The sequence below is a fragment of the Acidovorax sp. CF316 genome (genome assembly GCF_000276605.1).
Taxonomy (GTDB): Bacteria; Pseudomonadota; Gammaproteobacteria; order Burkholderiales; family Burkholderiaceae_C; genus Acidovorax.
On sequence record NZ_AKJX01000008.1, the window covers coordinates 21,940 to 40,866 of the forward strand.

General features: G+C 69.4%; 18 protein-coding genes. 9 read left to right on the forward strand and 9 right to left on the reverse strand.

Annotated features, from left to right (window positions below):
* Positions 1-9: 9 nt before the first annotated feature.
* The 6 genes from PMI14_RS01000 to PMI14_RS01025 form a co-directional block, all read right to left on the reverse strand.
* Positions 10-1,278, reverse strand: coding sequence for a DNA polymerase IV (locus PMI14_RS01000; protein ID WP_007848260.1), 1,269 nt, complete (start codon positions 1,276-1,278; stop codon positions 10-12).
* A 65-nt stretch (positions 1,279-1,343) separates the two neighbouring features.
* Positions 1,344-3,041 (reverse strand): thiamine pyrophosphate-binding protein, encoded by a 1,698-nt coding sequence (locus tag PMI14_RS01005; protein ID WP_007848263.1) that lies wholly within the window; start codon positions 3,039-3,041, stop codon positions 1,344-1,346.
* Positions 3,042-3,088: 47 nt separating this feature from the next.
* The gene (locus PMI14_RS01010; protein WP_007848268.1) at positions 3,089-4,315 is read right to left on the reverse strand and encodes a pyridoxal phosphate-dependent aminotransferase; all 1,227 of its coding nucleotides are present in this window, start codon (positions 4,313-4,315) and stop codon (positions 3,089-3,091) included.
* Positions 4,312-5,211, reverse strand: a complete 900-nt coding sequence (locus PMI14_RS01015; RefSeq protein WP_007848271.1) for an amino acid ABC transporter substrate-binding protein — start codon at positions 5,209-5,211, stop codon at positions 4,312-4,314. The genes PMI14_RS01010 and PMI14_RS01015 overlap by 4 nt, the downstream gene beginning before the upstream one ends.
* An 83-nt stretch (positions 5,212-5,294) precedes the next feature.
* On the reverse strand, positions 5,295-6,470 hold the full coding sequence (locus PMI14_RS01020; RefSeq protein WP_007848272.1) for an FAD-binding oxidoreductase: 1,176 nt from the start codon (positions 6,468-6,470) through the stop codon (positions 5,295-5,297).
* Between the two features lie 32 nt (positions 6,471-6,502).
* Complete coding sequence (locus PMI14_RS01025; RefSeq protein WP_007848274.1) at positions 6,503-8,035, reverse strand: aldehyde dehydrogenase family protein; 1,533 nt, start codon at positions 8,033-8,035, stop codon at positions 6,503-6,505.
* Between the two features lie 205 nt (positions 8,036-8,240).
* On the opposite strand from PMI14_RS01025, the gene PMI14_RS01030 reads away from it, so the two are divergent.
* The gene (locus PMI14_RS01030) at positions 8,241-9,161 is read left to right on the forward strand and encodes a LysR family transcriptional regulator (RefSeq protein WP_007848276.1); all 921 of its coding nucleotides are present in this window, start codon (positions 8,241-8,243) and stop codon (positions 9,159-9,161) included.
* On the opposite strand, the gene PMI14_RS01035 is transcribed toward PMI14_RS01030, so the two are convergent.
* From PMI14_RS01035 to PMI14_RS01045, 3 genes are all read right to left on the reverse strand, one after another.
* Positions 9,156-9,464: a TipAS antibiotic-recognition domain-containing protein gene (locus PMI14_RS01035; protein WP_199234327.1), complete on the reverse strand. Its 309-nt coding sequence runs from the start codon at positions 9,462-9,464 to the stop codon at positions 9,156-9,158. The two genes, PMI14_RS01030 and PMI14_RS01035, sit on opposite strands and share 6 nt — an antisense overlap.
* Positions 9,465-9,669: 205 nt before the next feature.
* Positions 9,670-10,065: an MAPEG family protein gene (locus PMI14_RS01040; RefSeq protein WP_007848280.1), complete on the reverse strand. Its 396-nt coding sequence runs from the start codon at positions 10,063-10,065 to the stop codon at positions 9,670-9,672.
* Between the two features lie 90 nt (positions 10,066-10,155).
* Complete coding sequence (locus PMI14_RS01045; RefSeq protein ID WP_007848282.1) at positions 10,156-11,016, reverse strand: IclR family transcriptional regulator; 861 nt, start codon at positions 11,014-11,016, stop codon at positions 10,156-10,158.
* Positions 11,017-11,267: 251 nt separating this feature from the next.
* Between PMI14_RS01045 and PMI14_RS01050 the strand changes: the two genes are divergently transcribed.
* From PMI14_RS01050 to PMI14_RS01085, 8 genes are all read left to right on the forward strand, one after another.
* The gene (locus PMI14_RS01050) at positions 11,268-12,359 is read left to right on the forward strand and encodes an ABC transporter ATP-binding protein (protein ID WP_007848285.1); all 1,092 of its coding nucleotides are present in this window, start codon (positions 11,268-11,270) and stop codon (positions 12,357-12,359) included.
* Positions 12,356-13,216 (forward strand): ABC transporter permease, encoded by an 861-nt coding sequence (locus PMI14_RS01055; protein WP_007848288.1) that lies wholly within the window; start codon positions 12,356-12,358, stop codon positions 13,214-13,216. Before PMI14_RS01050 ends, PMI14_RS01055 begins: the two co-directional genes overlap by 4 nt.
* A 28-nt stretch (positions 13,217-13,244) precedes the next feature.
* Positions 13,245-14,039 carry an ABC transporter permease gene (locus PMI14_RS01060; protein ID WP_007848291.1) on the forward strand — a complete coding sequence of 265 codons (795 nt, stop codon included), beginning with the start codon at positions 13,245-13,247 and terminating at the stop codon, positions 14,037-14,039.
* A gap of 3 nt (positions 14,040-14,042) precedes the next feature.
* On the forward strand, positions 14,043-14,357 hold the full coding sequence (locus PMI14_RS01065) for a (2Fe-2S)-binding protein (protein WP_007848294.1): 315 nt from the start codon (positions 14,043-14,045) through the stop codon (positions 14,355-14,357).
* On the forward strand, positions 14,354-15,754 hold the full coding sequence (locus PMI14_RS01070) for an NAD(P)/FAD-dependent oxidoreductase (protein WP_007848297.1): 1,401 nt from the start codon (positions 14,354-14,356) through the stop codon (positions 15,752-15,754). The genes PMI14_RS01065 and PMI14_RS01070 overlap by 4 nt, the downstream gene beginning before the upstream one ends.
* Positions 15,751-16,923, forward strand: coding sequence for an FAD-binding oxidoreductase (locus PMI14_RS01075; RefSeq protein ID WP_007848300.1), 1,173 nt, complete (start codon positions 15,751-15,753; stop codon positions 16,921-16,923). Before PMI14_RS01070 ends, PMI14_RS01075 begins: the two co-directional genes overlap by 4 nt.
* A 47-nt stretch (positions 16,924-16,970) precedes the next feature.
* Positions 16,971-18,038: an ABC transporter substrate-binding protein gene (locus tag PMI14_RS01080; RefSeq protein ID WP_007848301.1), complete on the forward strand. Its 1,068-nt coding sequence runs from the start codon at positions 16,971-16,973 to the stop codon at positions 18,036-18,038.
* Positions 18,039-18,223: 185 nt separating this feature from the next.
* The coding region (locus tag PMI14_RS01085) for a c-type cytochrome (RefSeq protein WP_007848303.1) at positions 18,224-18,927 on the forward strand (704 nt) is incomplete at its 3' end.

Consider the following 18,927-nt stretch of genomic DNA (forward strand, 5'->3'; position numbering starts at 1 on the left):
CGTCGGCCCTCAGAACAGCGGTCGGGTGTGCGGGTCGGCCTCGCGCACCCGGGGGGCGCGTGGTTCGGGCGGGCCGTCGGGCACCTCGCCCTCGCGCTCCAGCGTGCCCACGCGCACGCCCAGCAAACGCAGCTTGCGGTCCAGCGGCACCCGCTTGAGGCACAGGCCCGCCGTGCGGCGGATGGTGGCCGCGTCCTGGGTGTAGCGGTCCAGCGTCTGGTCGCGCGTGGCGATCCTGAAGTCGTCGTAGCGCAGCTTGATGCCGATGGTCTTGCCGACATAGCCCTTGCGCTGCAAATCGGCCGCCACGCGCTCGCACAGGTCGGTAAAGATGCGGCCGAGCTCGGCTTTGTCGCGCACGGCATGCAGGTCGCGGTCGAAGGTGGTCTCGCGGCTCATGCTCACGGGCTCGCTCTCGGTCACCACAGGGCTGTCGTCGCGGCCCCAGGCCACGCGGTGCATCCAGGCGCCGCTCGATTGGCCGAAGCGTGCGATGAGCCACTGTGGATCCTGCGCGGCCAGCTCGCCGATGGTCGTGATGCCCAGCGCCGCGAGCTTCTCGCCCGCCTTGGGGCCGATGCCGTTGATCTTGCGCACGTTGAGCGGCCAGATCCTGTCCTTGAGGTCTTCCTCGTGGACGATGGAGATGCCGTTGGGCTTGTTGAACTCGCTGGCCATCTTGGCCAGCAGGCGGTTGGGCGCCACGCCGATGGAACAGGTCAGGCCCGTCACGTCGAAGATGCTCTTCTGGATCAGCCGCGCCAGCACCCGACCCCCTTCGCGCTGGCCGCCGGGCACGTCGGTGAAGTCGATGTAGACCTCGTCCACCCCGCGGTCCTGCATCACGGGCGCGATCTCGGCGATGGTGCTCTTGAACAGGCGCGAGAAGCGGCGCACCTCGTCGAAATCCACGGGCAGCACGATGGCATGCGGGCACAGTTTGGCGGCCTTCATCATGCCCATGGCCGAGCCCACGCCGAACTGCCGCGCCGCGTAGGTGGCGGTGGTGATGACGCCCCGGCCCACATAGTCCTTGAGCAGTGGAAAGTCGGCCACCGGAATGAAGTGCGGCTCGCGCAGACCCTGGCCATCAGGGCTCTGGTGCAGCAGCTCGTCCACCTTGCGCCGCCCGCCGCCGATGACCACGGCCAGGCCCTTGAGCTGCGGGTAGCGCAGCAACTCGACGGATGCGAAGAAAGCATCCATGTCGAGGTGCGCGATGCGGCGCAGGCGCGGTGCGGAAGGCTCGTCGGGTGGTGGGGAGGTCACGGCCTCCATTGTGCGCAAAAGCGCAGACACCCTGCTGTCAGCCGCCCAGCCGACCACAGGGTTTGGACGCGGTATTACTTCTTGGCGAGCGCCGCGTTGCGCAGGCCCTGCAGCGTTCCCGTCGGCGTGATCGCCTCGGGATCGATCAGGCAGTGCAGCACACTGGGCAGGCCGCTGGCACGGGCGCGGGCCAATGCAGGGCCGAACTCCTCGGTGGTAGTGACGCGCTCGCCATGGCCGCCGAAGGCCTGCGCGTAGGCCTTGAAGTCGGGGTTCTTGAGCGCGGTAGCGCTGACGCGGCCCGGGTACTCGCGCTCCTGGTGCATGCGGATGGTGCCGTACATGGCGTTGTCCAGCAGCACCACGATGATGGGCAGGCCGTACTGCACGGCGGTGGCGAACTCCTGGCCATGCATGAGGAAGTCGCCGTCGCCGGCAAAGACCACCACCTCGCGCTGCGGCCACAGGCGCTTGCCGCCCACGCCGGCCGGCAGGCCGTAGCCCATGGAGCCGCTGGTGGGCGCCAGCTGGCTGGCGTAGGTGGTGAAGGGCCAGAAGCGGTGGATCCAGGTGGCGAAGTTGCCCGCGCCGTTGCAGAAGATGGTGTCGGCCGGCAGCACCTCCTTCAAGTGCTGCATCACCTGGCCCATCTGCAGGTCGCCGGGGATGCGGATGGGGGCGGTGTCGCTCCAGGCCAGGTATTCGGCGTGGGCGGCCTCGGCATGGGCCGCCCAAGGCACGGCGGCCGTGGGGCGCACCGTGGCCAGCGCCGCAGTGAAGGCCTGGGGCGTGGCATGCATCGGTTGCGCCGCGCGGTAGAGCCGGCCCAGTTCGTCCGCATCGGCGAGCACATGCACGATGGGCTGCACGGGGTTGGGAATGGCGAATAGCTCATAGCCCTGCGAGGGCACCTCGGACAGGCGCCCGCCGACCACCAGCACCAGGTCCGACGCGCGGATGCGCGCCAGCAGCTTGGGGTTCACGCCCAGGCCCAGGTCGCCGCCATAGCAGGCATGCGTGGCCGGGAACAGCATCTGCCGGCGGAACGAGCAGTACACGGGCAGCGACCAAGCCTCGGCAAAAGCCGTGAACTCGTGCACGGCTTGCTCGGACCAGCGGCTGCCGCCCAGGATGGCGACGGGCTGCTGGGCCTTGCCCAGGCGCTCGGCCAGCTCAGCCATCTGCGCAGCGCCGGGGTGGGTCTCGGTCACCTGGTAGGGCAGCGCGTCGGCCACCGTGGCGGCCTCGGTCAGCATGTCCTCGGGCAGGGCCACCACCACCGGGCCGGGCCGGCCCGAGGTGGCGACGTGGAAGGCGCGCGAGATGAGCTCGGGCACGCGGGCCGGGTCGTCGATCTGCACCACCCACTTGGCCATGGTGCCGAACACGGCACCGTAGTCCAGCTCCTGAAAAGCCTCGCGCCCCAGCGCCCCGCGCGCCACCTGGCCCACGAACAGGATCAGCGGCGTGGAGTCCTGGTGCGCGATGTGCACGCCGGCCGAGGCATTGGTGGCCCCGGGCCCGCGCGTGACGAAGCAGATGCCCGGCTGGCCGGTGAGCTTGCCCTGGGCCTCGGCCATCATGGCGGCGCCGCCCTCCTGGCGGCAGACGGTGACGGCAATGTCGGCGTCGTGCAGCGCATCCAGCACGGCCAGGTAGCTTTCACCGGGCACGCAGAACAGCTGCTTGACGCCATGGGTGATGAGCTGCTGGACCAGGATCTGGCCGCCCGTGCGGCTGGCGGTGTTGCTGGAGGAGAAAGGCGTGGTCATGTCAGGGGTCCGGAACGAAAGAACAGAAGAAAGAAATTACAGGGGCATCAGCGCAGCGCCTCGCAGGCACGGCGGATGCGCGCGCAGGCTTCCTGCAGGTCGGCCATGGACGCAGCGTACGAGATACGGAAGTACGGCGCCAGCCCCAGCACGCTGCCGGGGACCACGGCCACATGGAACTCGCGCAGCAGGTAGTCGCAGAAATCCGCATCGCTGCGCAGCGTGGCGCCACCCGGCGTGGTGCGCCCCAGCACGCCTTCGCAGCTGGCAAAGGTGTAGAACGCCCCTTCAGGCACACGGCAGCGCAGCCCCGGCGACGCGTTGAGCGCGGCCACCACCAGGTCGCGCCGCGCCTGGAATTCGCGGCAGCGCTCGGCCACGATGTCCTGCGGCCCGGTGAGCGCCGCCACGGCCGCCGCCTGGCTGATGGACGAGGCGCACGAGGTGGCCTGGCTCTGCACCACGGCCATGGCCGCGATCAATGCGCGCGGGCCCGCGCCGTAGCCGATGCGCCAGCCCGTCATGGCATACGACTTGGAGACGCCGTTCACGGTGAGCGTGCGCTCGCGCAGCGCAGGCATCACCGCCGCGGGGGTGGCGAAGGCGTGGCCGTCGTACAGGATGTGCTCGTAGATGTCGTCCGCCAGCACCCAGACCTGCGGGTGGTGCAGCACCACCTCCAGGATGGGCTGGAGCTGCTCGGCGCTGTAGGCCGTGCCGCTGGGGTTGGAGGGGGAGTTGATGAACACCCAGCGCGTGCGCGGCGTGATCGCGGCGTCGAGTTGTTCGGCCGTGATGCGAAAGCCATTGGCCTCGCTGCACGGCACCACCACCGGCACGCCGCCCGCGATCAGCACCATGTCGGCGTACGAGGTCCAGTACGGCGCGGGCAGGATCACCTCGTCGCCGGGGTTCAGGCTGGCCATCAGCGCGTTGTAGATGACCTGCTTGGCACCCGCTCCCACCGTGATCTCGTGGGTGGCGAACTCCAGCCCGTTGTCATGGCGGAACTTGCGCTGGATGGCGGCCTTGAGCTCGGGCGTGCCGTCCAGCACGGTGTAGTGCGTGTCACCCCGCGCCATGGCCTGCTGCGCGGCTTCCTGGATGTGGGCCGGGGTGTCGAAGTCCGGCTCGCCCAGGCCCAGCACGATCACGGGCTGGCCCTGGCGCTTGAGCTCGTTGGCGGCCTGGGTGATGCGCACGATGTCCGACACGCCGATGGCGCTGATGCGGTCGGCCGCGCGAAAGGCCGTGGCGGGGATGGCGGCGTTCATTGCTGGTAGGTCTCCAGGGGCTTGTCGTTGGGGGCGGCGAACAGCTGGCGCAGCGTGGTGCCCAGCGGCAGGCTCAGACCCAGGTTCTTGGGCGGGATGGGGCTGACGAACCACTTGGTGTAGATCTTCTCCATCTCGCCGCTCTGCATGAGCTTGGTGAGCACACCGTCCACGGCCGCCTTGAAGCTCGGGTCGTCCTTGCGGAACAGCAGCGCGATCGGCTCGGCGCCCAGCGGCTCGCCCACGATGCGGTAGGCCGAGGGGTCCTTGGAATTGGCGATCATCCCGGCCAGCAGGTTGTCGTCGAGCACGAAGGCATCGGCACGGCCCGATTCGAGCAGCAGAAAGCTTTCGTGGTGGTCCTTGCCCAGCACGGTCTTGATGGGCGCACCGCCCAGGGCGCGCTCCTGCCTGCGCAGCAGCTGTACGGCCGTGGTGCCGGTGGACGCCGCAATGGTGCGGCCCGCGAGCTGGCTGATGGACTTCAGGTCCGAATCCTTGCGCACCGCCATGCGCACTTCGCTCACATAGGTGGTCACCGCGAAGGCCACCTGCTGCTGGCGCGCGGTGTTGTTGGTGGTGGGGCCGCAGCCGATGTCGAGCGTGCCGTTCTGCACCAGCGGCAGGGTGTTCTGCGCCGTCACGGCCATGTACTCGAGCTTGGCGTCGGGCACGATGTCCTTGAGCACGCGCTCGCACAGCTCGACGTGGTAGCCCACGTATTTTTCATTGGCACCCAGTGCATAGGCCATGGGCGGCGAGGTCTCGCGCACGCCGAGCACGACCTTGCCGCTGGCCTTGATCTTCTCGAGCGTGGTCTGGGCGCTGGCGCCTGCGGCGCACAGCAGCGCTGCCAGTGCCACGGCCATCATCTTGCGGTTGGGGGAAAAAGCCATGTCGTCGTCTCCTCGTTGGTTGTTGTGGATGGCGTTGGGAAAGCAATGCAGGGCGCGCCACACCCACGCGGCGGACCCCAGGTTCAGATGACGTTCTTCTCCAGCAGCGGCCGGTTCTCGGCAATGCGCGTGATGGACAGCGGCGACAGGTCGAGGCTCTGGTAGCTGCCGGTGAGCAACAGCTCGGCCACGCCCCGGCCCACGGCCGGGCACTGCTGCAGGCCGTGGCCCGAGAAGCCGTTGGCGAAGACCAGGTTGTCGCAGTCGGGGGACAGGCCCACGATGGCGTTGTGGTCGAAGGTGTTCATCTCGTAGTAGCCGGCCCAGGCGCCCTGCATGCGCAGCGCCTCGAAGCCGGGGATGCGCTCGGCCAGCGTGGGCCAGACATGCTCCTCGAACGCGTGGTACTCGGGCTCGAGCGGGGCGAAGTCGGCATCCTGGTCGGCGGGCGGCGCAAAACCGGCAATGAAGCCGCTGCCCTCGGGCCGCAGCCAGATGCCACTGGTGTCGATGAGCAGGGGGCAGCGGGGCAACGGGGCCGGGCTGGACAGGTGGAACACGGTGCGGCGCTTGCCCACCACGGGCAGCGCGATGCCGGCCCAGCCCGCGATGGCAGCGGCCCAGGGGCCGCCGGCATTCACCGCACGGCTGCAGGGCAGCGTGGTGCCGCTTTTCAGCTGCACGGCGGTGACATGCTGCACGCCATCGCTGGCAGACATGTCCAGGCCCACGGCCTCATCGGCCACGTAGCGCACGCCCTGGCTCTGCGCCTTCCTGCGCAGCGCGGTGAGCAGCAGGTAGCCGTCGAACCAGCCCTCGCCCGACAGGCCCAGCGAGCCCAGCACCACGTCCTGCAGCGCCAGCCAGGGGAAGCGCGTGGCCAGTTCGTCCGCAGTGAGCAGCGCCACATCGGCGCCATGGCGCTTTTGCAGCCCATGGTTGTCGCGCAGCGTGGCCTCGCCGGCTGCTGTGGCCAGGTACAGGTAGCCGCCCTCGTGCAGGCCGATGTGGGGCACATCGCCGTTGCATGCCAGGAGCGTGTCCACATTGCGCAGAAAGCCGATGCCATGGGCCGATATCTGCACGTTGATGTCGGTGGAGAACTGCTGGCGGATGGAACTGGCCGACAGCGCCGAGGAGGCGCGTGCATAGCCCGGGTCGCGCTCCACCACCACGACCTCGCAGCCGGGCTGCTGGCGTGTCAGCTCGTAGGCGATGGCACTGCCGATGACGCCGCCGCCGATGATCACGATGGGCATGGGGGTGGTGCTCCCGGACGTTGGCACAGCGCTCAGACGTCGAACTTCACGCCCTGCGCGAGCGGCAGGGCGGTGGAGTAGTTGATGGTGTTGGTGGCACGGCGCATGTAGGCCTTCCAGCTGTCGGAGCCGGCCTCTCGGCCACCGCCGGTTTCCTTCTCGCCGCCAAAGGCCCCTCCGATCTCGGCACCGCTCGGGCCGATGTTGACGTTGGCGATGCCGCAGTCGGATCCCGCGGCCGACATGAACTGCTCGGCCTCGCGCACGTTGAGCGTGAAGATCGAGGACGACAGGCCTGCCCCCACGGCGTTGTTCCAGGCGATGGCCTCGTCGAGCGTACGGTAGCGCACCACGTAGAGGATGGGCGCGAAGGTCTCGTGCAGGGCCGGGCCTTCATGCTTTTGCAGTTCCACCAGCGCGGGACGCACGTAGTAGGCATCGCTGCCGCCCAGGCCCGGTACGCGCTCGCCGCCGTGCACCTTGGCATCCAGGGCACGGGCTTCTTCCAGCGCCTTTTGCATGCCGTCGTAGGCACCGCGGTCGATCAGCGGGCCGACCAGGGTGCCGGCAGCGCGCGGGTCGCCCACCTGCACGTTGCCGTACACCTTGCGCAGTTGGGGCACCAGGGTGTCGTAGAGGCTCTCGTGCACGAACAGGCGGCGCAGCGTGGTGCAGCGCTGGCCGGCCGTGCCCATGGCGGCGAAGGCGATGCCGCGCAGGGCCAGGTCCAGGTCCGCCGAGGGCGCGACGATGGCGGCGTTGTTGCCGCCCAGCTCCAGGATGGCGCGCGCGAAGCGGGCCGCCAGGCGCGGGCCGACAGCGCGGCCCATGGCCGTGGAGCCGGTGGCCGAGAGCACGGCCACGCGGGCGTCGTCCACCAGCACCTCGCCGATGCCGCGCTGGCCAATCAAGAGTTCGAGCAGGCCCTCGGGCGCATCGCCGAAGCGGGCCAGGGCGCGCTGGGCGATGGCATGCGTGGCCAGGGCGGTGAGCGGCGTCTTCTCGGACGGCTTCCAGACCACGGAGTCGCCGCAGACCAGGGCCAGGGCCGCATTCCACGACCACACGGCCACGGGGAAATTGAAGGCCGAGATCACGCCGCACACGCCCAGCGGGTGCCAGGTTTCCATCATGCGGTGGCCGGGGCGCTCGGTGGCGATGGTCAGGCCATAGAGCTGGCGCGACAGGCCGACGGCAAAGTCGCAGATGTCGATCATCTCCTGCACCTCGCCCAGGCCTTCGGACGGGATCTTGCCGGCCTCGATGGTCACGAGCAGGCCCAGGTCGTCCTTGGCGGCGCGCAGCTCTTCGCCGAGCAGGCGCACCAGTTCGCCGCGGCGCGGGGCCGGCACATTGCGCCAGGCCTGGAACGCGGCCTGCGCGCGCGCGATGGCGGCGGTGGCGTCGGCCGGCGAGACCTCGTGCACGGCGCCGATGGCCTCGCCGGTGATGGGCGAACGCACCGACAGGCCGCCACCTGTGTAGGCGGCACGCGGCACGCCCAGGCGCTGCAGCAGCGCATCGGCGTCGGTCACGAGGGAAGCAGAGGCGGAGGTATCGGACATGGCGGCGTTGGATAGAAGGGGTTCAGCAATGCCCCCAATATCGCCCAATCGCCATCTGCCGGATAGCAAAAAATTGGAACAACTTGATTCGCAAATAGAATCAACTCCCTTCAATACCCGGGCCATTTTGGGGAATGGATAGGCACCATCGCAGTGCGCCAGCGGTGTAAACCCTGAGAATCATTCTCCTCACGCATGAACAGCCATGTTCCGCAAGACCTTCCTGCCACCGGTGGCCGACCTGCTCGCCTTCGAGGCGGCCGCGCGCCACACCAGCGTCTCGCGCGCAGCCGAAGAGCTGCACCTGACGCAAAGCGCCGTCTCGCGCCAGATACGCCAGCTGGAGGAGCAACTGGGCATGGCCCTGTTCCACCGCGTGCGCCAGCGCGTGGTGCTGACCGATGCCGGGCGCGTCTACGCGGCCGACGTGCGCGCCCTGCTGCAGCAGCTGTCGGCCGCCACGCAAAAGGCCATGGCCTTTTCGAGCGCGGGCGGGCTGCTCAACCTGGCCGTGCTGCCCACGCTGGGCACACGCTGGCTGATACCGCGGCTGCCGGGCTTCATGGCGCTGTACCCCGATGCCACGGTGAATTTCTCGGCGCGCTCCGAGCCCTTCGACTTTGCGCAGGAGCCCATGGACGCGGCCATCCACTTCGGCGCGCCGCACTGGGCCGGCGCCGTCTGCGAGTACCTGATGCACGAGCAGGTGTTGCCCGTGTGCAGCCCGCACTACCGTGCCCAGCAGGGCCTGCGCACGCCCGCCGATCTGGCCGGTGCCGTGCTGCTGCAGCAGAACACCCGACCCACGCAATGGACCGAATGGTTCGAGCGCATAGGCGCCCCCACCCCCCAGGCGCTGCGCGGCCCGCGCTATGAGCAGTTCTCGATGATCGCGCAGGCGGCGGTGTCAGGCCTGGGCGCTGCGCTGCTGCCGCGCTTTCTGATCGAAGGCGAACTCGCTTCGGGGGCCCTGGTGGCCCTGTCCACCGAGGTGCTCACCAGCAGCGAGGCCTACTACCTGGTCTACCCCGAGGCGCGCGCCCAGACGCCACTGGTCAAGGCCTTCAGGGATTGGCTGCTCGCGCAGTGCGCGGGCATCGCCACGGCCGCCCGCCCCAGCCTATAGATGGCTGTGCGCGTAGGTGTGGATGGCCTCACCGAGAAACGCCACCATGCGCGGGTGGTAGGCATTGTGAAAAGCCTTCATGTCGGGGTTGTCGGCATAGAACAGTGCCGTGCCGATATAGGCCTCGCGTGACGGCGCATAGAAGCGCGACGCAATGGCATGGTGCCGTGCCATGAGGGACTGGATGGCCGGCGAAGAGGGCACGGCGCTGTCGATCAGCGGCGCCAGTTCCTCATAGAAACGCTGGAAGTCCTGGTGCGCCCGGGCCTTGTCGACATGGGCCCACTGGTGGGTGGCCGCCAGCGAGGCGGCCTGCTCTGCGCCCTGCGCATCGCGTCATTGCTGGAGGTAATCGGGGCTTGCGTTCTGCAATGTAGTCATGGGTGCGGCATTCGGCCGTATGGAGAGGAACACGGACTGTAGGCGCCGCCCCGCAGTTCCGGCCCCAGTCCTTGCGGTGCCTTGTGTCCGGCATCACCGGTTGCACACCCTTCGCATTGCGGGCGAACTACAGCAAGGCCGCCACCATGATCGCCAGCCCGGCGATGCTCACGGCCCAGGTGGCCGTGCGCACATACGGGATGCCGATGTAGTACACCGGGATGTAGACCATGCGCGCCCAGAAGAACACCTGGGCGCCCAGCTCCACCTGGCTGCCGGTGCGGTTGCTGGCCGTGGCCGCCAGGCCCAGGATGGCAAAGAACACGAGGTTGTCAAAGCTGTTGCGCGCCGTACGCTCGGCGCGGCCGGCAAAGGCCCCCAGGTCGGCCAGGTGGTCGCGGTTGCCGAAAGCCAGCAGCAGGCCCGAGGGCGTCCAGGCGCGGGCGCGGATCAGGCTGGCCACGACCACCAGCAGCCAGGTGATGATGGCGAAGTACACGACGAGAGTGAGGATGGGGTTCATGGCAGCCCTGGGGCAAGGGGGTTGGAAAACGCCGCATCCATGGCACCTGGACAGGGCAGGAACCCGCAGCATACGCCGCGGGACTCCGTGTCAGTTCGGTGCCGCCGGGACACCGCCTGGCACCAGGCGCTGCTCGGGCTGCTGCCCTGCCAGGCTTTGCGCGGGGCGGCGCAGGGTGGCGTCGAACGGGTGGATGCGCGGACCGATGGCAGCGGCCTCGCGCTTGAGCAGCTCCACCACCGTGGGCAGGCGGTCTTCGTTGAGGCGCGCCGAGATGGTGCCCACGCTGAGCGCGGCCACGGCGCGGCCCTCGCGGTCGAGCACGGGCACGCCCACGCCGGCCATGCCTTCCAGCAGGCCGGTATTGCGGGCGGCATAGCCGGTCTGGCGCACGCGCTCGATCTCGGTGCGCAGGTAGACCTCGTCGTACACGCCGTACTCGCGCACGCGCGACAGGTTGAAGCGGATCACCTCTTCGCGCTCGGCCTCGGGCAAAAAGGCCAGGATGGACAGCGCCCCCTGCCCCACCCCCAGCGCCACCCGGCCGCCGATGTCCCCGGTGAAGGAGCGGATCGGGAACGGCCCCTCGCTGCGGTCCAGGCAGATCGCATCGAAACCGCTGCGCACCAAAAGGAAGATGCTGTCGCCCAGGCTCGCGCTCAGGCGCAGCAGCGCGGGCCGGCACAGGCTGCGCAGGTCGCCCGGGTTGCCGGCCTTGGCCGCCAGGGCGAAGAACTCGGTGGACAGGCGGTAGAGCTTGCTGCGCTCGTCCTGCTCGGCCATGCCCTCTGCGACCAGTGACTGCAGCAAACGGTGCGTCGTGCCCTGGGTCAGGCCCACGGCGCGCGCCAATTGGGTGACGCGCCCCCCCTCGGCCTGCACCTCGGCCAGAGCCCGGATGACGGCAAACATGCGGGGCACGCCGCCCGTGGAGGTGGAAGCTGGTTCCATGCACTGCTCCTGTGGAATAGATGGCATTTTGAAGGTCCATCATATTCCATTAAACGGAATAAATTCAATAAATATTCTGATTAATGGAATACCCGATGCGAACTGGCCTGATTACTGCAATACATTGAATCGAAAGCGCAAGACAGTCCACGGGATGCCAACCCCCTGCACCGCCCCGGTGCAGACAGGGAACAGGCACCACAGCGACTGCCGCAGCGCGGCGATGAAACAGCGACCAGAAAGGCCCGTGCATGTCCTTCCTTCAACTCACTGACGTGACCAAGTTCTACGGCAGCACCTGCGCGGTGCAGGCCATGAACCTGGCGGTGGAAAAAGGCGAATTCGTGTCACTGCTGGGCCCTTCGGGCTGCGGCAAGACCACCACCTTGCAGATGGTGGCGGGCTTCGAGGCGGTGAGCAGCGGCCGCATCGAACTCGACGGGCGCGACATCACGCACGCCAAGGCCAACACGCGCGGCCTGGGGATCGTGTTCCAGAGCTACGCCCTGTTCCCGCACATGACGGTGGCCGACAACGTGAGCTTCGGCCTGGAGATGCGCAAGGTGGGGAAGGCCGAGCGCAAGGAGCGCGTGGCCCAGGCCCTGGGGCTGGTGCACCTGGAGGCCCACGCCACGCGCTACCCGCGCGAGCTATCCGGCGGCCAGCGCCAGCGCGTGGCGCTGGCGCGCGCGCTGGTGATCGAGCCACCCGTGCTGCTGCTCGACGAGCCCCTGTCCAACCTCGATGCCAAGCTGCGCGAGGAGATGCAGTTCGAGCTGCGCCAGATCCAGCGCAAGGTGGGCACGACCACGGTGATGGTCACGCACGACCAGAGCGAGGCCATGTCCATCAGCGACCGCGTGGTGGTGATGGAGGCCGGCCGCGCCACGCAGATCGACCACCCGCACCGCGTCTACGAGCACCCGCGCACGCGCTTCATCTCCACCTTCGTGGGCAAGGCCAACCTGCTGCCCGGCAAGGTCACGGCCAGCGGCACTGAGCGCACCCACGTGGCCGTGGGTTCGCTGGCCGTGCAGGTGGAGGGCCCGGCGTTCCGGCCCGGCGCCGCCGTGCTGCTCAGCGTGCGGCCCGAAAAGCTGCAGCTGGTGCCTGCCGTCCAGGGCCGGCTCGACGGCGAGGTGGGCGAGCGCTTCTTCCTGGGCAGCCAGTGGCTGTACCGCGTGGCCACACCCGTGGGCGACCTGATGGTGCTGGCCCCCAACGATGGCCGCAACGCGCTGAACGAAGGTGACCGCACCGGCGTGGACTGGCCCGACCACTGCATGCGCCTGCTGCTGGCCGACGAAGACAGCGCATTGCACGACGCCAAGGTGGCCGCATGACCAGCGCTGCACGCAAGGCCGTGCCCTGGTGGCTCTCGGGCCCGGCACTGCTGCTGTTCACCGCGCTGCTGCTGGTGCCGCTGGCGCTCACGGCCGTGCTGTCGTTCAACGCCTTCGACCCGGCCACGGGCGTGAAGGCCGGCGAGTACACGCTGGAGCACTACGCCCACGTCTTCGCCGATTCGTACTACCACGCCATCTTCTGGCGCACCTTCTGGATCTCGGCCCTGGTCACGCTGATCTGCGTGCTCGTCGGCGCGCCCGAGGCCTATATCCTGAGCCGCATGCGCAACCCCTGGCGCTCGGTGCTGCTGCTGGTGGTGCTGGCACCGCTGCTGGTGTCGGTGGTGGTGCGGGCCTTCGGCTGGAGCATGCTGCTCGGGCCCGAGGGCCTGGTCAACGGCACGCTCAGGCTCGTCGGCATCGGCCCGGTGAAGATGCTCTACACCGAGATCGCCGTCATCATCGCCCTGGTGCATGTGATGCTGCCCTTCATGGTGATCCCCGTGTGGACCTCGCTGCAAAAGCTCGACCCCGGCGTGCAGAACGCCGCGCTGTCGCTCCGGGCATCGCCGTTCACCACGCTGCGCCGCATCGTGCTGCCGCAGGTGCTGCCGGGCATCCTCTCGGGCAGCCTGATCGTCTTCGGCCTGGCGGCCAGCTCCTTCGCCATCCCCGGCCTGCTCGGTGGGCGGCGCCTGAAGATGGTGGCCACCGTGGTCTACGACGAATACCTGCACGAGCTGAACTGGCCCCTGGGCGCCGCCGTGGCCCTGACCCTGCTGGTGGCCAACCTGGTGGTGATGCTCAGCTACAACCGCCTGGTCGAGGGCCGCTACAAGAAGGCACTGGGATGACGACGCAGAGCCCGCAGGAAATCTGACCATGCAAAAAAACGGCCCCATCGCCCTGGCGTTCAACGCCCTCGTCATCGCCTTCATGCTCGCCCCCCTGCTGGTCGTGTGCGTGGTGGCCTTCACGCCCGAAAACACGCTGACCCTGCCGACCACCGCGTTCTCGCTGCGCTGGTTCAAGGCGGTGTTCGACCACCCCGACTTCGTGCAGTCGTTCTGGAACAGCCTGTGGCTGGCGCTCGCGTCGGCGACGCTGGCCACGGTGCTGGCCGTGCCTGCGGGTATCGCCATCACGCGCTACGAATTCCCGGGCCGTGGCTTTCTCAACGGCCTGTTCCTGTCGCCGCTGATCATTCCGCACCTGGTGCTGGGCGTGGCCCTCTTGCGCCTGTTCGCGCTGGTGGGCGGCACGGGCAGCTTCGGCTGGCTGGTGCTGGCCCATGCCCTGATCGTCACGCCCTACACGCTGCGCCTGGTGGTGGCGGCGCTGGTCGGGTTCGACCGCAGTGCCGAACACGCGGCGCTGTCGCTCGGTGCCAGCCAGGCCACGGTGTTCACGCGCATCACGCTGCCCATGATCCTGCCGGGCGTCACCGGCGGGTGGATGCTGGCCTTCATCAACAGCTTCGACGAGGTGACCATGTCGATCTTCGTCACCTCGCCGAGCACGGTGACGCTGCCCGTGCGCATGTACATGTACGCCACCGAGTCCATCGACCCGCTGATGGCCGCCGTGTCGGCCCTGATGGTGGCCGTGACCGCGGTTGCCATGGTACTGCTCGACCGCGTCTATGGCCTGGACCGCGTCCTCGTGGGACGCAAGTAAGCCATGGCCATGACGATGACCTCCCCTGCTTCGCCGCTGCTGCGCCGTGTGGCCGAAACCACGCGCCAGGCCGTGCCCTTCGTGCTCGACGGCCAGCCGGCCAGCGCGCTCGAAGGCGACACCGTGCTCACCGCCATCCTCACCCTGCAGGCGCGGCTGCGCCACAACGAGTTCAGCCACGAGCCCCGCGCGGGCTTTTGCATGATGGGCGCCTGCCAGGACTGCTGGGTGCAGACCGAGGGCGGCGAGCGCCTGCGCGCCTGCGCCACCTTCATACAGCCGGGCATGGCCCTGCGCACCCAGGAAGGCGCGGCATGAGCGAGCGCACGACCCTGCAGGCCGTGGTCGTGGGTGCGGGCCCCGCCGGCATACGCGCCGCGCAGACCCTGGCCGCCCATGGCGTGCGACCCGTGCTGCTCGACGAATCGGCGCGCGGCGGCGGCCAGATCTACCGGCGCCCGCCCGCGCACTTCGCACGCCCGGCCTCGGCCCTGTACGGCACCGAAGCAGCGCGCGCCACGGCCGTGCATGCCGCGCTCGACGGCATGGCAGGAGAGATCGACTACCACCCCGACAGCCTGGTGTGGAACGCCCAGGGCGGCCTGCTCGATGTGCTGCACGGCCCCACGCAGACCACGCGCACCGTGCCCTACGGCCCGCTCATCGTGGCCAGCGGCGCCGCCGACCGCGTGCTGCCCGTGCCGGGCTGGACCCTGCCCGGCGTCTACAGCCTGGGCGGCGCCCAGGTGGCGCTCAAGTTCCAGGGCTGCACCATCGGCAGCCGCGTGGTGCTGATGGGCACCGGCCCGCTGCTGTACCTGGTGGCCTACCAGTACGCACGCGCCGGTACCACCGTGGCCGCCGTGCTGGACACCGCGCGCCTGGCCGACCAGGTGGCCGCCGTGCCGGCCCTGCTGACCCAGCCCGCCACCTTCGCCAAGGGCGTGTACTACGTGGGCTGGCTGCGCGCGCATGGCGTGCCCATCCACACCGGCGTGCGCCCCGTGCGCGTGCTCGGCAGCGAGCGCGTGGAGGGCGTGGTGTGGAGTGACGGCACCCGCGAGCACACGCTGGCCTGCGATGCCGTGGGCCTGGGCTACGCCCTGCGCTCCGAGACCCAGCTGGCCGACCTGCTGGGCTGCCGCTTTGCCTGGGCGCCCCTGCACCGCGTCCACCTGCCCGAGCGCGATGCCGCGGGCCGCACCAGCGTGGCCAACGTCTACCTGGCCGGCGACGGCGCGGGCATCATGGGCGCCGATGCGGCCGAGTGGGCCGGCGAGCGCGCTGCGCTGGCCTTGCTGGCCGACCAGGGCATGGCGGTGGATGCGGCCCGCGCGCAGGCGCTCGAAGACAGGCTCGCCCACCTGCAGCGCTTTCGCGAAGGGCTGGAGCGCGCCTTTCCCTTCCCGGCCGACTGGGCCGCGCATGCACCCGACGATCTGGTCGTGTGCCGCTGCGAGAATGTCACCGCGGGCCAGTTGCGCGAGACCGTGCGCGAGGCCGGCGCCGACGAGATGAACCGCCTGAAGGCCTTGACCCGCGTCGGCATGGGCCGCTGCCAGGGCCGCAGCTGCGGGGTGGCGGCGACGGAGATCCTGGCCCATGCAACCGGCAAGCCGGTGGAGCTGGTGGGCCGGCTGCGCGGCCAGGCCCCGATCAAGCCCATTCCCATCCACCTGCAGGCCGCCAGCCCGCACCACGGAACCGCAGCATGAGCACCGCCACGCCAACCCTGACCAGCAGCCCGCGGGTGCTGGACACCGATGTCGCCATCGTCGGTGGCGGCATCGTGGGCGCATCGGCCGCGTTGGCGCTGCGCCGCCGGGGTGTGGACGTGGTGCTGCTCGAACGCGACCTGTGCGGCTCGCGCTCCAGCGGCGTGAACTATGGCGGTGTGCGCCGCCAGGGCCGGCCGGTGAGCCAGCTGCCGCTGGCGCAGCGCGCCCACGAGATCTGGGGCCGCCTGCCCGCGCTGCTGGGCACCGATGGCGAGTACCAGCGCACCGGCCATTTCAAGATCGCGCGCAGCGAGGCCGACCTGGCCTCGCTGGAGAAGTACCAGGCGATGAGCCGCGACTTCGGGCTCGGGATCGAGCTGCTGTCGGGCGCCCGCCTGCGCGAGCGCTGCCCCTGGCTCGGAGGCCGCGCCGTGGGCGGGTCACTGTGCCCCGACGACGGGCAGGCCAACCCGCGCTTGGTGTCACCCGCGTTCGCCCTGGCGGCGCGGCGCGCGGGCGCGCACATCTTCGAGCGCACGCCGCTCGATGCGGTGGAGCACGATGGCCGGCAGTTCACGCTGCACTCGGGGCAGCAGTTGCAGGTGCGCGCGCCCGTGCTGATCAACTGCGCCGGCGCCTGGGCCGGCCCGCTGGCGGCGCAGTTCGGCGAGGCCGTGCCGTTGCGCTCGGGCCACCCGGCAATGGCGGTGACCGAGCCCCTGCCCTATTTCATGCAATGGAGCCTGGGCGTGGAAGGCGGCGGCATCTACTGCCGCCAGGTGGCGCGCGGCAACCTGGTGCTGGGCGGTGGATCCGGCGTGGCGCTGGACGGCGACCGCGCCCGCTCTGAGCGCAGCGCCATTGCGGCGCTGGCGGTGCAGGCCATCGAGCTGCTGCCGGCACTCAAGCATGCCCATTTCATCCGTACCTGGAGCGGTACCGAGGGCTACCTGCCCGACCGCCAGCCGGTGCTGGACACCAGCCGCACCACGCCCGGACTCATCCACGGCTTCGGCTTTGCGGGGGCGGGTTTCCAGATCGGCCCCGCGGTGGGCGAGGTGCTGGCCGAACTCGCACGCGACGGGCGCAGCAGCACGCCCACCGACGCCTTTGCCATTGACCGATTCGCCACCGCAGATGCGCCAGCGGCCGCAGCTGCCCATTGATCCCCATCCCCTGCCCGCTACCGACTACAACCTGAAAGGAAAGACCCATGACCTCTTCTCGCCAGACCTCTTTTCTGCGCCGCGCGCTGCCCGCGGCCGCTGCAGCAGTGACGCTGGCCGCCAGCGGCATGGCCGGGGCGCAGACGAAAACGATCTACATCGGCATGAACGGCGGCACGATGGAGAAGGCGTACACGCAGTACGTCTTCCCGGCCTTCGAGAAGCTGCACGGCGCCAAGGTGGTGGTGGTGCCGGGCACCTCCTCGGACATCCTGGCCAAGGCGCAGGCCAACAAGGACAAGCCGCAGATGCACGTGATGTTCCTCGACGACGGCATCATGGTGCGCGCCATGGGCATGGGCCTGTGCCAGAAGCAGCGGCCCAACCCGCACCTCGCCGAGATCTACCCGGCCGCCCGTTTCAAGGACGACCTGGCCAGCGGCGTGAGCCTGGGCATGACCGGCATTGCCTACAACACCAAGATGTTCACCGAGAAGGGCTGGGCACCGCCGACCTCGTGGATGGACTTCGCCGACCCCAAGTACAAGGGCAAGGTGGTTTTCCAGTCCATGCCTTCGTCGTCCTTCGGGCTGCATGGCTTCCTGATGTTCAACCGCATCCAGGGCGGCAACGACAAGAACGTGGAGCCGGGTTTCAACAACTGGGCCAAGACCATCGGCCCGAACGTGCTCGAGTACATCCCGAGCTCGGCCAAGATCTCGGAGATGGTGCAGACCGGCGAGGCTGCGATGTTCCCGCTCACGCCAACGGCCGTGGCCGCGCTCAAGACCAAGGGCATCCCGGTGGAGTACGCGCAGCCCAAGGAGGGCTCGGTGGTGCTGATGGTGGGCCAGTGCGTGATCGCCAACAACAGCGAACCCGAGCTGGCGCAAAAGCTCGCCGAGTTCCTGCTGAGCCCGCTGGCCCAGGCCAATGTGCTGCAGTTCGGCGCCCAGATCCCCACCAACCCCAAGGCCCCGGCCGTGGGCGAAGGGGCAGCCCAGGTGGCCCAGATCAGCCAGTGGATGAAGAATGCCGTGACGCTGGACTGGGATGCCGTGAACGCCAACCGCCCCGCCTGGAACGCGCGCTGGAACAAGACCGTCGAGCGCTGATCGGCCTTGGCGGCAGGGGCATGGCCTGCCCCGCGGCGACCTGGTGGGCCGCGCGGGCAGGCTATCCGTGACATATGTCACCGGGGCCGCCCGCGCCTGGCGCGCGCAGTGCGCCAAACGGCCTGCAGGACTTCAGAATCCGCTCCATCGAGTTTCTGACCCCCTTCCTACAAGGCTTCCCCACCATGAAACGCTGGATCCAATGGACCGCCTGCAGCGCCCTGGCACTGGGCGTGCTGGTTGCCGCAACGGCGGCCACCGGCCTGTACCTGGCCGAGCAAAAGCGCAACCGCTACATCGACGTCAAGCCCCGCCCCGTGGCCTACACGACCGAGGCGCAGACCATCGAGCGCGGGCGCTACCTGTTCAGCTCGCGCGGCTGCACCGACTGCCATGGCGCTGCGGGCACGGGCCGCGAGTTCGTCAACGACGGCAAGGGCACGCGCCTGGCCGGCCCCAACATCACGGCGGCCGGCGTGGTGGCCCGCTACCAGCCCGAGGACTGGAACAGCGCCATCCGCCACGGCGTCAAGCCCAACGGCCGCCCGCTGCTGGTGATGCCCAGCGAGGACTACAACCGCCTGACCAACGACGACCTGAACGCCCTGGTCTCCTACATCCGCCAGTTGCCTGCCAAGGAGGGCACGCCTGCCGCCATCGAGCTGCCGCGCCCAGCCTGGGTGCTGTACGGGCTGGGCCTGATTCCCGACGCCGCCGCGCGCATCGACCACCAGTTGGCCCCCTCGCGCCCGGTACCCGCCGGCGTGACAGTGGCCAATGGCCAGTACGTGGCGAACATGTGCATCGGCTGCCACGGCGCCAACCTGGCGGGCGGCAAGATCCCCGGCGGCCCGCCGGACTGGCCGGGCGCCGCCGGCATCCGCCCCCG

Excerpts from the sequence above, each read along its gene's own strand:
- PMI14_RS01010 (WP_007848268.1), bottom strand. The coding sequence starts at position 4,315 with ATGAACGCCGCCATCCCCGCCACGGCCTTTCGCGCGGCCGACCGCATC.
- PMI14_RS01080 (WP_007848301.1), top strand. The coding sequence starts at position 16,971 with ATGACCTCTTCTCGCCAGACCTCTTTTCTGCGCCGCGCGCTGCCCGCG.
- PMI14_RS01045 (WP_007848282.1), bottom strand. The coding sequence starts at position 11,016 with ATGGAACCAGCTTCCACCTCCACGGGCGGCGTGCCCCGCATGTTTGCC.
- PMI14_RS01000 (WP_007848260.1), bottom strand. The coding sequence starts at position 1,278 with ATGGAGGCCGTGACCTCCCCACCACCCGACGAGCCTTCCGCACCGCGC.
- PMI14_RS01005 (WP_007848263.1), bottom strand. The coding sequence starts at position 3,041 with ATGACCACGCCTTTCTCCTCCAGCAACACCGCCAGCCGCACGGGCGGC.
- PMI14_RS01030 (WP_007848276.1), top strand. The coding sequence starts at position 8,241 with ATGTTCCGCAAGACCTTCCTGCCACCGGTGGCCGACCTGCTCGCCTTC.
- PMI14_RS01040 (WP_007848280.1), bottom strand. The coding sequence starts at position 10,065 with ATGAACCCCATCCTCACTCTCGTCGTGTACTTCGCCATCATCACCTGG.
- PMI14_RS01075 (WP_007848300.1), top strand. The coding sequence starts at position 15,751 with ATGAGCACCGCCACGCCAACCCTGACCAGCAGCCCGCGGGTGCTGGAC.
- PMI14_RS01020 (WP_007848272.1), bottom strand. The coding sequence starts at position 6,470 with ATGCCCATCGTGATCATCGGCGGCGGCGTCATCGGCAGTGCCATCGCC.
- PMI14_RS01025 (WP_007848274.1), bottom strand. The coding sequence starts at position 8,035 with ATGTCCGATACCTCCGCCTCTGCTTCCCTCGTGACCGACGCCGATGCG.
- PMI14_RS01065 (WP_007848294.1), top strand. The coding sequence starts at position 14,043 with ATGGCCATGACGATGACCTCCCCTGCTTCGCCGCTGCTGCGCCGTGTG.
- PMI14_RS01060 (WP_007848291.1), top strand. The coding sequence starts at position 13,245 with ATGCAAAAAAACGGCCCCATCGCCCTGGCGTTCAACGCCCTCGTCATC.
- PMI14_RS01055 (WP_007848288.1), top strand. The coding sequence starts at position 12,356 with ATGACCAGCGCTGCACGCAAGGCCGTGCCCTGGTGGCTCTCGGGCCCG.
- PMI14_RS01070 (WP_007848297.1), top strand. The coding sequence starts at position 14,354 with ATGAGCGAGCGCACGACCCTGCAGGCCGTGGTCGTGGGTGCGGGCCCC.
- PMI14_RS01050 (WP_007848285.1), top strand. The coding sequence starts at position 11,268 with ATGTCCTTCCTTCAACTCACTGACGTGACCAAGTTCTACGGCAGCACC.
- PMI14_RS01015 (WP_007848271.1), bottom strand. The coding sequence starts at position 5,211 with ATGGCTTTTTCCCCCAACCGCAAGATGATGGCCGTGGCACTGGCAGCG.